The 12,864-nt window shown below is 59.7% G+C and carries 12 protein-coding genes; 1 reads left to right on the top strand and 11 read right to left on the bottom strand.

Translation table 11 applies throughout. From position 1 onward, the window contains the following. Positions 1 to 158: 158 nt before the first annotated feature. Positions 159 to 308 (top strand): hypothetical protein, encoded by a 150-nt coding sequence (locus tag CCR95_RS21425; RefSeq protein WP_242523405.1) that lies wholly within the window; start codon positions 159 to 161, stop codon positions 306 to 308. Between the two features lie 59 nt (positions 309 to 367). Here the strand turns inward: CCR95_RS21425 and CCR95_RS21420 are convergent, their stop codons facing one another. The 11 genes from CCR95_RS21420 to rseP all read right to left on the bottom strand — a co-directional run bounded on the left by CCR95_RS21420 (position 368) and on the right by rseP (position 12,861). Next, positions 368 to 1,216 carry an HDOD domain-containing protein gene (locus CCR95_RS21420; protein WP_201098271.1) on the bottom strand — a complete coding sequence of 283 codons (849 nt, stop codon included), beginning with the start codon at positions 1,214 to 1,216 and terminating at the stop codon, positions 368 to 370. Between the two features lie 52 nt (positions 1,217 to 1,268). Next, entirely contained in the window at positions 1,269 to 3,203 is a 1,935-nt protein-coding gene (locus CCR95_RS21415) for a GspE/PulE family protein (RefSeq protein WP_201098269.1), read from the bottom strand. A gap of 243 nt (positions 3,204 to 3,446) precedes the next feature. Beyond that, positions 3,447 to 3,830, bottom strand: coding sequence for a c-type cytochrome domain-containing protein (locus tag CCR95_RS21410; RefSeq protein ID WP_207188709.1), 384 nt, complete (start codon positions 3,828 to 3,830; stop codon positions 3,447 to 3,449). 311 nt (positions 3,831 to 4,141) lie between these two features. Then, a complete protein-coding gene (gene rnhB, locus CCR95_RS21405) occupies positions 4,142 to 4,723 on the bottom strand; it encodes a ribonuclease HII (RefSeq protein WP_201098265.1) in 582 nt (193 codons plus the stop codon). Continuing rightward, positions 4,720 to 5,889 carry a lipid-A-disaccharide synthase gene (lpxB, locus tag CCR95_RS21400; protein WP_201098263.1) on the bottom strand — a complete coding sequence of 390 codons (1,170 nt, stop codon included), beginning with the start codon at positions 5,887 to 5,889 and terminating at the stop codon, positions 4,720 to 4,722. Before lpxB ends, rnhB begins: the two co-directional genes overlap by 4 nt. A gap of 208 nt (positions 5,890 to 6,097) precedes the next feature. After that, a complete protein-coding gene (gene lpxA / locus CCR95_RS21395) occupies positions 6,098 to 6,868 on the bottom strand; it encodes an acyl-ACP--UDP-N-acetylglucosamine O-acyltransferase (protein ID WP_201098262.1) in 771 nt (256 codons plus the stop codon). Next, positions 6,865 to 7,374 (bottom strand): 3-hydroxyacyl-ACP dehydratase FabZ, encoded by a 510-nt coding sequence (gene fabZ, locus CCR95_RS21390; protein WP_201098260.1) that lies wholly within the window; start codon positions 7,372 to 7,374, stop codon positions 6,865 to 6,867. The genes lpxA and fabZ overlap by 4 nt, the downstream gene beginning before the upstream one ends. After that, on the bottom strand, positions 7,374 to 8,420 hold the full coding sequence (gene lpxD, locus CCR95_RS21385; protein ID WP_201098258.1) for a UDP-3-O-(3-hydroxymyristoyl)glucosamine N-acyltransferase: 1,047 nt from the start codon (positions 8,418 to 8,420) through the stop codon (positions 7,374 to 7,376). Before lpxD ends, fabZ begins: the two co-directional genes overlap by 1 nt. Positions 8,421 to 8,549: 129 nt before the next feature. Beyond that, on the bottom strand, positions 8,550 to 9,065 hold the full coding sequence (locus CCR95_RS21380) for an OmpH/Skp family outer membrane protein (RefSeq protein WP_420825684.1): 516 nt from the start codon (positions 9,063 to 9,065) through the stop codon (positions 8,550 to 8,552). A 21-nt stretch (positions 9,066 to 9,086) separates the two neighbouring features. Further along, positions 9,087 to 11,417: an outer membrane protein assembly factor BamA gene (gene bamA / locus CCR95_RS21375; RefSeq protein WP_201098256.1), complete on the bottom strand. Its 2,331-nt coding sequence runs from the start codon at positions 11,415 to 11,417 to the stop codon at positions 9,087 to 9,089. Between the two features lie 79 nt (positions 11,418 to 11,496). Continuing rightward, positions 11,497 to 12,861, bottom strand: coding sequence for an RIP metalloprotease RseP (rseP, locus tag CCR95_RS21370; RefSeq protein ID WP_201098254.1), 1,365 nt, complete (start codon positions 12,859 to 12,861; stop codon positions 11,497 to 11,499). Positions 12,862 to 12,864 lie beyond the last annotated feature (3 nt).

Genomic DNA, 12,864 nt, shown 5'->3' with positions numbered 1-12,864 from the left:
TGACCCAGTACCTGCCCTTCGATTCCTGGGAGCACCTGTTCGATTTCATGCTGGAGGCACTTGAGCCAGCGCGGCCACCACCCGCACGCCGCGCGGGCGGGAAGCGGGGGCAAATTTAGAATTGCTGGGCGGCGCTACGGCGGCTGGACATCGTGCTCGTGATCGGCAATCAAGACCCCTTCCTCGACAATAACCGCTATCTCAGCCGTCTGCTGTGGGACAAGGGCGTTTGGCACACCCTGCACGAATGGGATGGGCGCGCCCATCAGGGGCATCACTGGCGGCGGATGGCGCCTTTGTATGTCTGAATGATCCGGCGACTCGCCGGCGGAATGTTACGTTGGAAAGATCCGCCACGCTCCGTGCCTCAAAAGAGCCCGTTCGCCTCGGCGATCGCGTCCTCCAGCAGGATCTCCAACTGAGCCAGCTTGATCTCCTTGAGGCCCAATGCCTGGGCCTCCGGAGTGGCCGCCAGCACGATGTCGGGATCGGCCGCCTGACCGATGCCGAGCTTGTGACAGACGAGATCCAGCAAACGGGTGATGACCAGGAGTGCGTCGTTTTCGTCGAACTCCTGCGCATGATGATCGCGAGCGATTCGTGCGTAGCGATTCGGCAGCTCCCATTTGACCATCAGCCGATAGCCCATCTCCTGGTGCATGGCCCCCAGAATCTCGCTCACCAGCGACTCCGTGAGCGGCAATGGATGGCTGCGATCCGCCGCCAGGCGTTCCAGTACCTTGAGCAAAAACAGCTCGCCGATATCGTGCAGCAGCCCGGCCAGAAACGCTTCCTCGGCCAGAGACTTGTACCCCATCTGCTCTGCCAGCCAGCGTCCGCCGGTGGCGCAGACGAAGGTGCGACTCCAGAGTGCCGGCAGACAGGCGCTGACGGCCTTGACGTGCGCCTTGCTCACCAGTAACAGAGACGCCAGCATCGCCAGACTGGTGACCCGATTCGTCCCCAACCGCACCACGGCCGCGCTGACTGTCTCCACCTGTTTCAGCCCGCCATAAAAGGAGGAATTCGCGAGACGTAGCAGATGGCTGACCAGCGACTGATCTTTAATGATCAGGTTCGCGATCTGGTTCATGGAAACGGTGTCGGATTGATTGAGTTTTTGCAGTTCCAGCGCGACCGGATTGAACACCGGCAGTTGCAGACTGTCGGTCTCGAAACGTTCCTCGATCAGATCCTTGAGTGACTTCTCGCTCACGGGTACCTCGTGTCAGCCGGGCGTGTGGCAGGGAGACGAATCGAGCCTCGCATCATCGCACCGGCGTCTCGCCGACCAAGCGCAGGATTTCACGCAGCGGTCGCGGCCGTCCCAACCGCGGTAGATGACGCAGCACTTCATGCAGACTCGTCGCACCCGCGGCGGCCTTGGCCAGGCCATCCTCCAAAAGCGTAATCAGCCCCGAGGTCTCGATGCTGATCCGCCGGATCTCCGATGAGGTTCGCTTGTTGAGAATGGCGTCCTTGACCATTTCGTTCAGCACCAGCAGTTCGAACACGCCGACCCGCCCGGCATAGCCTGTGTAGTGGCATTCGCGACAGCCGCGTCCTTGCCGAAAATTGGCGCCGGCCAAGTCGCTCTGCTGACAGCCCAGCCGATGCAATTCGTTGGCATTCGGACGATAGGGCTCGGCGCAATGTTCGCAGACATGACGCAACAGGCGCTGGGCCAGCACCGAGACCACGGTGGAGGAGATCAGAAAGGTCTCGATCTGCATGTTCATCAGTCGCAACAGACCGCCGATGCTGTCCTCGGTATGGAAGGTGGTCAACACCTTGTGCCCCGTCAGGGCCGCCTGAATGGCCGATTCCGCCGAAAACTGATCGCGGATCTCGCCCAGTACGATCACGTCCGGATCCTGGCGGACCATATGCCGCAGGGTTTCCTCGAAGGTGAGATTGATCTTGGGGTTCAGATTGCACTGGGCAATGCCGTCGATGACATATTCCACCGGATCCTCGGCGGTGATGATGCTGCGCTCCATGTCGTTGAGATAGTTGACGCAGCCATAGAGCGTCGTGGTCTTGCCGGAACCCGTGGGGCCGGTGATCAGGATGACGCCGCTGGGAACCTCCAGCGCATCGTCGATGAAGCGCTCCAACATGCGCGGTGCCAGACCGACCTCCTTGATGTCCAGCAACTCCGCCTTACGGCTGAGCAACCGCAGCACGATTTTTTCGCCGAAGATGGTGGCATAAAAGGAGGCACGCACGTCGCTGCGGCGACCGCTCTGGGGATCGTCGAAACGAAAACCGCCGCCCTGATGGCGACGCTTCTCGGCGATATCGGCCTTGCAAAGAACCTTCAGACGACTGCTGATAATCGGCGCAATCGCCCGATCCAGTTCCTTGTGCAACATGAGGATGCCGTCGTGACGCAGGCGCACGCGCAACTGCTGGCGCATGGGTTCGAGATGGATATCGCTGGCGCCCAACTCCAACGCGTCCACGATCAGCCGATCGACCACGCTGGCGGCATCGGCCTCGTTCGCCTCCGCCGGACGCTGCCGCTTATGCTGGCGGCTGTTCTCGTAGGCGGCGCTGGTCTCCTCGACCGCGCGACGGGTACTGATGACCGCGACAACCTCGCCAAAGGCGCCCTCCGCCGCCTGTCTGGCGAAGGAGTCCAATGGATTGCGAAAGGCGACCTGTACCGTCTCGTCCTTCCGGCGCATGGGAACCGCCTGGAAACGTCGGCACCAATCGGGAGTGACCTGGTACAGCAGATCGTGATCGATGTCGGTAAAACTGGGCTCCTCATGCAGAAAACCCAGTTGGTCCGCCAGTACCTCGATCAGTTGATGTTCCTGGATGAGGCGTTTTTCAAGCAGAATTTCGCCCAGCCGCTTCCCCTGAAATTCCGGATCCTGCTGCGCGTCGAGTGCCGCCCTGAGCTCAAGCGGTTTGAGATACCCCAATTCCACCAGCAGGTTGCCCAAAGGGACAATCTGGCGATTCTCGCGCAGAGACTGCCGCAGTTGCCGGGCATCGAGATACCCCAACTCCTGCAGTACCTGCGTCAGGGAATGATCGTCCCTGAGCTTGCCGAGAACACGACGGGCATGAGTCAACTGCTCATGGGTAACGATTCCACCATCCTCCAGGATGGCGGCAATCTGTTTGCCGGTATCCTGGACACTTGGATCGAGTTCCGCCTCTGTCGTGCCGTGGTGTTCCGGGTGGTGCATGGATAATCTTCCCGGTCTTGGGCGGTTTCCGGGAACATTCATGCCCGAGCCCAAGGCTTCGAATAGACAGGAGAATCCGGAGATGGGTCATGTTCGCGAGAGCGGACGCCGTGCGAGCGATCCGGTCATCGAGTCAAGCCCCGCGCAAGGATGCGGTCATGCCATGGCGGCACTTGACTCAAGTACGCAGAGGATGCATGGCGCCTGGCCGAATGAACCCGACACCAGGCGCGAATCGGCCAATCAGTTATTCTTGGCGCCTTGCGCGATCCATCGCTCAATCGTCTCGATCTCCTTGTCACTGATGGGATCCTTGCCATGCGGCATCTGGATCGATTTATCCACCTCTCCAGCGACGAGACGATAGAGGCTGCTGGAGAGCGGATCGCCCGCGACCACCACGGGGCCGAATTTCGTGCCTTTCATCAGCGAATCGTAGGACTCTATCAAAAAACCGCTGGCAACATGCCCCTGTCCGCCATTCAGGTGACATTCGACGCAATGTTTATCGATGATCGGCTTAATCTCCTTCTCATAGCTAACTGATGCATATTTGCCACAGCCAGCCAGGAGCAGCGCCACAGGTAAGCCAAGAATGGCGGACTTTACGATTTTTTTCACTCTCATTTCCCTCCGCTGACACAACACAACTCAACGTGCGCAATCCCCCAATCAAGGATGGCGTCAGCCATCGGTTTGGAGGAGTCCGCGACAAATGTTCCGACATCGATCATTTCACGCTTTAAAACATAGCCTGTCCGGGTTTCTCAACACCATGAACAAACCAGCAGATTCGATCGATAGCTGACGAATGCTACGCTTGACGAATCTGGGCAGCAAGACGCGTAACGTTTGCATATTTCATCGGTGCCCGTAACCATTGATCCAACAGGCGACCAAGTCGCTCCGCAGAAAACGCTTTCATGCGGGAAAGCCGTTTAATTGGACTCGATCAAGGTCCGTACTGGCCCGAAGCTGCGGCGATGATGAGGACAGACCCCAAGCGTCCGCAAGGCCGCGAGATGGACTCGGGTGGGGTAGCCTTTGTGAAGCGCGAAACCATAGCCTGGAAAATCCAGGTCCATGTGCTCCATCAAGCGATCGCGTGCGACCTTCGCGAGAATGGAGGCCGCGCCGATGGCTGGAATCAGACCGTCGCCGCCAATGATGGCTTGCGCTTCAAGGCCAAACTCAGGACAACGATTGCCATCCACTAAAATGCGTTGGGGCTGGATCGCGAGCGCGGCCACCGCACGCTGCATGGCAAGCAGCGAGGCCTGAAGGATATTGATCCGGTCGATTTCCTCGACCGTCGCCCAGGCAACCGCCCAAGCGAGCGAGCGCTCGCGAATCTCCCGATCCAGGATGGCGCGCCGCGACGCGCTGAGTTTTTTCGAATCGTTGATCCCGACGATCGGGCGTGCGGGATCCAGGATCACGGCGGCGGCGCTGACCGGTCCCGCCAGTGGACCGCGTCCCGCCTCGTCGACCCCCGCGACCAGGATGACCGATTCGCTCATGCTGTCTGCTGTCCGATGAGCCAAAGGATGGCGCGGGCTGCCTCACGGGCTGCCTGGCGGCGCAATTCGCGATGGATGCGTCCATAGTCGTCCTGGATCCCGGCCACGCGCTCGGGATCGTCGAGAAAATCCAGCAACGCGGGCGCCAGCAGTTCGGCGCGGCAGCGATCTTGAATGAACTCCGGCGCCAGCGCGCGCCCCGCCAGCAGATTGGCCATCGCGATATACGGCACCTTGATCAGATCGAATTGCTTGACCAGGCGATAGGTGAGCGGATGGATGCGATAGGCAACTACCATCGGCCGTTTGAGCAGCAGCGTCTCCAGGGTTGCCGTCCCCGAGGCGGTGAGAACGCAATCGGCGGCGGCGATGGCGTCGCGGCTGCGTCCATCCATCAGGATAACCGGAAGTCCGGGCGCCCGCCGCGCCAGTTCGGCCTCGAACCGCGCCCGCAGACTGGCAGTGACCAAAGGGACCACGAAGCGCAGATCCGGTCGCGCGGTCAGGCACAAGCGGGCCGCGTCGATGAAAGGCGCCGCCAGACGCTGCATCTCGCCCACGCGACTGCCGGGCAGGAGCGCAATGACCGGGGAGTTCGGCGGGAGTCCAAGCCGGGCGCGCGCGGCGTCCCGATCGACCTTCAGCGGGATCTCGTCGGCCAGTGGGTGCCCGACATAGGTCGCCGGCACGCCATGCTGTCTCAGGAAGGTCTCCTCGAAGGGAAAGACGCTGAGCATCAGATCGACCGCGCGACGAATCCCCTTGACCCGGCCGGGACGCCAGGCCCAGACGGTCGGGCTGACGAGATGCACGGTCTTGATGCCCGCCTCGCGCAAGCGTCGCTCCAGGCCCAGATTGAAATCCGGCGCGTCGACGCCGATGAAGACCGCCGGCCGATGGGCGAGAAAATAGCGCCTCAGATCGGCCCGCAACCCGAGCAGTTCGCGCAGATGTCCGAGCACCTCCGTCAACCCCATCACCGACAGACGCTCCATCGCAAACAGGGTCTCGCAGCCGGCCTCCTGCATCCGTGGCCCGGCCACGCCGACAAAGCGGGCATCGGGGATCAACTCGCGAAGCTCTCGAACGAGCGCGGCCCCGAGCAGATCGCCGGAGGGCTCGTTGGCCACGATCCCTACCGTCAATGCAGATCCTGTCGTTTTCATCGGGTCCGTTCACCTAAAAAGCGCAGTCGAACCGCAAAGAACGCAAAGAACACTAAATATCTCATTGTCTTGCCTCGATGACTGCATTCACCGAAGGGGTGACTGTAGTGTGTATTGCAAGCCATTGTTTTCTTAGCGTCCTTTGCGCCTTTGCGGCTCGATTGGCAAAACAACGGCTGGCGGCTGGTCGCTGACCACGCTTGTCGGATTAACGCACCAGACTGCGTTGGCTGTCGGCGATAAAGTCCACCAGCACGGCGAGTTGCGGGGTCGTTTCAGCCATCTCGCGAATCCGCGCAAGCGCCTCGTCGCGTTTCAGATTGGCCATATACAGGGTCCGATAGGCGCGTTTGATGGCCTGGATGCTCTCCGTCGGGAAACCGCGTCGGCGTAACCCCTCCGAATTGATCCCGCGCGGTTCGGCGGGATGCCCTCCGACCACGACATAGGGGGGCACGTTTTTGTTCAACACCGAACCCATGGCACAAAAACCATGGGTGCCGATCCGGCAAAATTGATGGACGATGGTAAAACCGCCGAGGATCGCCCAGTCCTGAATCTCGACATGCCCCCCCAGCGAGGCGGCATTGGCCATGATCACCTGATTGCCGATACGGCAATCGTGCGCCACATGGGTATAGGCCATGAAGAGATTGTCGTCGCCGATGCGCGTGACGCCCTGATCCTGAACGGTTCCGCGATGCAGGGTGACGAACTCGCGCACCTGATTGCGGTCGCCGATCTCAAGCCAGGTCGGCTCGCCGCCATATTTCTTGTCCTGCGGATCCTCGCCAATGGAGGCGAACTGGAAGATCCGGTTATCGCGGCCGATCCGCAGCGGCCCGCGCAGCACCGCATGCGGCCCGATGCGAGTTCCTGAACCGATCTGGACGCCCGCGCCAATCACGGCAAAGGGACCGACCTCGACCTCGGAGTCCAATTCGGCCCCGGCGTCGATGACCGCGGTGGGATGGATCAAGCGGTAAAATCTCGTGCGGTACACATGATTTCGGCGGTCGCGACAATGTGGTTGTTGACCCGCGCCTCGGCGTCAAACTTCCAGATCCCCCGGCGCACTGGCCCGAGTTTGACTTCCATGATCAGCTGATCGCCAGGTTCGACGGGGCGTTTGAAGCGGGCCTTATCGATTCCGACGAAATAATAGAGTTTGTCGCCGACCTCTTCCGGGCGTGACGCCATGGCCAGGAGACCGGTCGCCTGCGCCATGGCCTCGATAATGAGAACCCCAGGCATGACCGGGCGCACCGGGAAATGCCCTGTGAAACAGGGTTCGTTGTACGAGACGTTTTTAACCGCGATCAGATAATCGTTGATCTTGTAATCGATCACTTTATCGACCAACAGGAAGGGATAGCGGTGCGGCAGGAGACTCAGCACCTTGTGGATGTCCATTGTGCTCACGACGTCCTCCGAGCGACCAGACTGCTGATCGAGTTCGGTCGGCACAGGATGCGATCCATCCATTAGGAATTCCCCCGCTCAGTTGTTTTTTTCATCGTTTCGATTACTGACTCAAGATGTTTCAATCGGCGCGTCAGGTCGTCAAGGTGCCTGAAACGCGCCACGTTGCGTCGCCATTCCGCGCTTGGCATCGCCGGTATTCCGCTGCTGTAGGAGCCAGGCTCGGGGAAGGAGCGGGTGACCATGGCCATGCCGGTGAAGTGCACGTTGTCACCGATCTCCAGGTGTCCAGCGATCCCCACGGCTCCGGCAATGGTGCAATTGCGGCCGATTCGCGTCGAACCGGAGACCCCTGTATTCGCCGCGATGGCGGTATGGTCGCCAATTTCGACGTTGTGTCCGATCTGAATGTGATTATCCAGTTTGACGCCGTTCCCGATCACCGTATCGCCGAGCGTGCCACGGTCGACCGCGGTATTGGCACCGATTTCGACATCGTCGCCCAACACCGCTCGTCCGACCTGCGGAATGCGGATCCAGCGCTCGCCGTCGCGTGCGAAACCGAAGCCTTCACGACCGATCACCGCGCCGGGATGTAGGAGCGCCCGTTTGCCCACCAGGGCACCGGCGCACAGCGTTACCCGGGCAATCAAACGACTCTCCTCGTCGACTCGAACTCCTTCGCCAAGAATGCAGCCCGGCCCGATAAACACCCGCGGGCCGACCACAACACCGGCCTCCAGGACGACCAGTGGACCGATCCAGGCGGTTGGGTCGACCTGTGCATCGGGATGGATCGCCGCACTCGGATGCCTGCCCCCAATGACCGGCGAATCAGGGTGAAGAATTCGCGCCGCCCTGGCAAAGGTCAAATAGGGATTGTCGCTCAGCAAGACCGGCATCGGCATGGAGTCCGCGTCGGCTTCCGACAAGATCACCGCACCCGCGGCCGTGGTTTCAAGATGCCGACGGTATTTGGAGTCGCCGAGAAAAGCGAGACAACTGGCATCCGCATTCGTCAATTCAGCCACGCGGGATACCTTGGTATTGCCGTCGCCCAACAAGGTCACGCCCAGTCGAGCAGAGAGTTCTCCGAGGCGGATCTCCATGGGTTTAGGTCTCCAAACGGTCAGATCGATGGGCGTCCGGTCCAGCGCTTCAAGGTCATCTGAATGAAACCGCGCATCATTGATCGGCGCTCGCGAACGGCGAAGCCGTTTCACTCGAAGCAACGCGAATCAGTCTTGGCGCGGTTTAAATTCTTGTTTCAAGCGCTCGATGACAAGATCGGAGATATCGATGCGAGGATCGGAGTAGACAAGTCCTTCGCTGATAATCAAGTCGATCTTCTGCTCCTTGGCCAACTCGACGATCACTTCTTTCACCTGACGACCAAGCTTGGCCCGCAGCTCATTTTGGCGTAACGCAAAATCTTCCTGAAATTCATCGCGAGCGTACTTCAGTTTACGACTCCGGCTGCGAATATCATTTTGCAGGCGCTGAATTTCGCTTTCGCTCATCAAGGCGCCATCGCGTTCGAGCTTACTCTGCAAGGACGAGATCTGCTCCTGCTGATCACGCAGGGCGCGTTCGCGGTCCTCGACCTCGCGTTGCAATGAATCGCGCGCGGCTTCGTACTGAGGGGACTGTTCGACCACCCGATTCGGATCCACGACGGCAATGCGATAATCGGGAGCAGCGCTCGCTTGATACACAAAACCCGTCAACACGAGCAAGGTAGAGACGACTCGAATTTTCACGCGCGACCCCATTTTTCAGAAGGTTTGCCCGAATCCAAACTGAAACACCTGGGTATCGTCGCCGTCCTCTTCATTGAGTGGATACGCAAAACTAATCGAAAGCGCACCCACGGGGGACAGCCAAGTCGCGGAAAGACCGGTCGAATAGCGCAGATCGCCCAAGTCAAATCCGGTCGAGGTCAGGAGATCCGTCTCGTCCATCATCCAGACCGTTCCGAAGTCGAGGAAGAGCCCAAGTCGCAGCGTTTTTTCGAAATCCCCTCCAATTGGAGCGGGCGCAAACAACTCGACGCTGCCGGCCAATTTCAGGTTGCCGCCGACAGGATCGTCAGTGCCGATTTCACGTGGCCCAAGTGAATTGGCAACCCAGCCGCGCACTGAACGTGGCCCGCCAGCGTAGAAATTTTCGAAAAACGGCAGGTAGTCGGTATCGCCATAGCCGTCGCCATAGGCGACATCGCCACTTAGCGAAAAGATAAAGCGCGATGTCAACGGGACGTAACGCTGTTCCTGATAATTGATCTTGTAGTATTGAAGATCGCTGCCTGGAACCGCGACCTCGGCAAAGACGGTTCGTAATCCACCGCGGGTCGGAAAGATCGCTGTATCGCGGGAATCATTCGTGTAATTCGCGGAGAGAAAGAAATCGTTGAACGTATTTCCGTTCTGCTCGACGAACTCCTGTGCAATCTCTGAAAACCCGGCGGTGAAATCCGTGTATTGATAGCGAAAGCCGAGCCCGGCGCGACTCGTATCCGAGATTGGCAAACCAAAGTTCATTCCTGCCACACCCACATTGGCCGAATAATCGGCACCGATCAACTCATCGAAATCGGTTTCGCGATACGACAGGTTAAACCCACGACTGATGCCGTCGATGGTGTAGTAGGGATTGACATAGCCAAGCTGATAAAGACGGGTGGCCGAGCTGGTATTCAAGGCCATCGACACACGCTTTCCGGTGCCCAGAAAATTATTTTGCGTCACGCTGGCATTCAGGAGGATGCCCTGCGACTGAGAAAAACCAACGCCGGCCGCAAGATTTCCAGCCGGCTTTTCCTTGACTGAAACGTCGACGTCGACTTGGTCCGCCGAGCCTGGGACTGCTGGCGTTTCAATGGAAACATCGTCGAAATAGCCCAGACGCTGGAGTCGTTCACGCGATTTACGCACCAATTCGGCCGAAAACCACGCGGTTTCCAGTTGGCGCATCTCTCGTCGCAACACCTCGTCGCGGGTGCGCGTATTGCCTTTCATGTTGACCCTGCGCACATAGACACGCTTTCCGGAATCGACGAAAAAGGTCACGGCGACTGTCTTGGCCGACTCGTCGATTTCCGGGACCGTATTCACATTCGCGAAGGCATAGCCCTCATCGCCGAGCAGGCCTGAGATACGCTCGGCGCTCTCAGTCGTCGCCTTGCGCGAAAAAAAGTCGCCGCGCTTGAGGTGGATCAGCGGAAACAACTGGGCCGCGGGGACGGATGGCTCGCCGGCGAGTTTGATATCGCTGATGGTAAAGGGCACGCCTTCCTCGATGACCACCGTGATATAGATCTCTTTCCGGTCGGCGCTGATCGAGACCTGGGTCGACTTGATGTCGAATTTGATGTAGCCGCGATCCAGATAAAACGAGCGCAGGGTTTCCAGATCCCCCGCAAGTTTTTGCTTCGAATACTGATCGTTTTTGGAGTAGAACGAATTCCAACTGGTCGGTCCAAGTTCGAACTGCTTGCTCAGTTCCTTCGTCGTGAACGCTTGATTGCCGATCAGATTGATCTGCTTGATTCGGGCGGTGAGTCCCTCGATCACTTCGATATTGACGGCAACCCGATTGCGCTCGAGGGGGGAAACCGTGGACTGGATGAGTACGCCGTATTTCCCGCGCGCGAAATACTGACGTTCCAGTTCCTGCTCGATCCGATCGAGGACCGAACGATTGAAAACCCGCCCTTCCTTGAGCCCGATATCCGCCAGTGCATTGCTAAGTGCCTCGGTTTCGATATCCTTGTTTCCGGTAATCTTGATCTCGGCGATCGCGGGGCGTTCGCGGACCCACAGCACCAGCACGCTGCCATCGCGTTCGACACGCACATCGTCGAAGAATCCGGTCTTGTAGAGTGCACGAATGATCCCGCCGGTGACGTCCTCGCCAACGGTATCGCCGACCTGAACCGGGAGATAGTTGAAGACAGTGCCGGGCGCGATCCGCTGGAGTCCCTCGACCCGAATATCGGATACCTGGAAGACCGCGGCAGCGGCGGGCTGGTGCATTGAAACCAGAACGATGGGCAGCAACAACCATTGCCTGACACCACCGCGAAAAATCTGAGCTATTGCGCGCAAGACGGGTTCCCCTCGATCAGGCCGAAATCTGCCACGCAGTCGGCATCCAAGGGGCAGTAGTATAAGGGAACAACAGGGCTTAGCCCAATAGCCGGGAGATGTCCGCGTAGAAGGCGAGCGACATCAGCGCCGCGAGCAGGATAAAGCCGACCTTTTGTCCCTGAAGCTGGACCTGTTCGGACACGGGACTGCCTTTGATCCACTCGATCAGAAAATAAAACAGGTGGCCGCCATCGAGCACGGGGATCGGCAGCAGATTCAAGACACCCAGGCTGATGCTGACCACGGCCAGGAATTTCACGAAGGCAAGGAGACCGGAACTCGCGGTTTGCCCCGCGACTTCCGCGATAGTGATCGGGCCGCTGAGATTGCGCACCGAGGCATCGCCAACCAACATGCGACCCATGACCCGCAGCATCATCACGCTCATGTCCAGGGTCTTGCCGACCGCCTGTCCCAAGGCCTCGACCGGCCCGTAACGCACCAGGACACGGTAGTCGTCCATCACGCCATCGGGCACCAGGACGCCAGCCCCAATCCGTCCGACCGCCTTGCCATCGATCTCCGTCGATTGCGGGGTGATCGAGAGCTCCTGAAGCGAGCCATCGCCGCGCTCGACTTCAACTAAAATGCGCTGGCCCGCGCGCTCGCGCACCAGGGTCACCCAATCCTGCCAGACATCGATCGGGCTGCCGTCGGCGGCGACCAGACGGTCGCCAACCTCAAGCCCGGCGCGCTGGGCCGGTTCTCCGGGCACGAGTTCCCCGATGATCGGGGGCAGGCGAGGACGACGTGCCTCCAAACCGAGTCGACCCAATAGATCGGGTTCCTCGGCCAAACCGGCAAGCGCCTGCTCGGGGATCCAGCGCTCGCGTGTCTGGCCGCTCGCGTCACGCACCCTGATGAGCAGATCCTGCCCCTCCATCGCCTCGACCGCGAAGGCGAAAACAGCCGTCTCCCAACTGCGCGCGGGGCGGTTGCCGATCAGGAGCAGTTCGTCGCCGGACTGGAACCCCGACTCGGCGGCGATCGATTGCGGCGCAACCACGCCGATGACGGGCTTTAGGCCGGTATCGCCGACGCTGAAGATGGCCCAGTAGGCCAGGATGGCGAACAGCAGATTGAACAGCGGACCCGCGACGACGATGGCCGACCGCTTCCACAAGGGTTGGCGATTGAAGGCCCGATCCAACTGGTTCTCGGGAACCTCCTCCTCGCGTTCGTCAAGCATTGTGACGTAGCCGCCGAGCGGAATCGCGGCGAGGACATACTCGGTCTCGTCGCGCCGACTCTGCCAGCGCAGCAGCGGTGTTCCGAAACCGATCGAAAACCGCAGCACCTTGACGCCCACCCGGCGGGCGACCCAAAAATGCCCGAATTCGTGGACCGCGATCAAAATCGCCAGCGCCACGATGAAGGAAGCGATTGTAAAGAGAATTTCCATCGC

Origin of the sequence: Thiocystis minor (assembly GCF_016653465.1) — a bacterium.
Classification (GTDB): Bacteria; Pseudomonadota; Gammaproteobacteria; order Chromatiales; family Chromatiaceae; genus Chromatium; species Chromatium minus.
The sequence above is the reverse complement of the archived record's forward strand: the minus strand, read 5'-3'. Positions and strand labels throughout refer to the sequence as shown.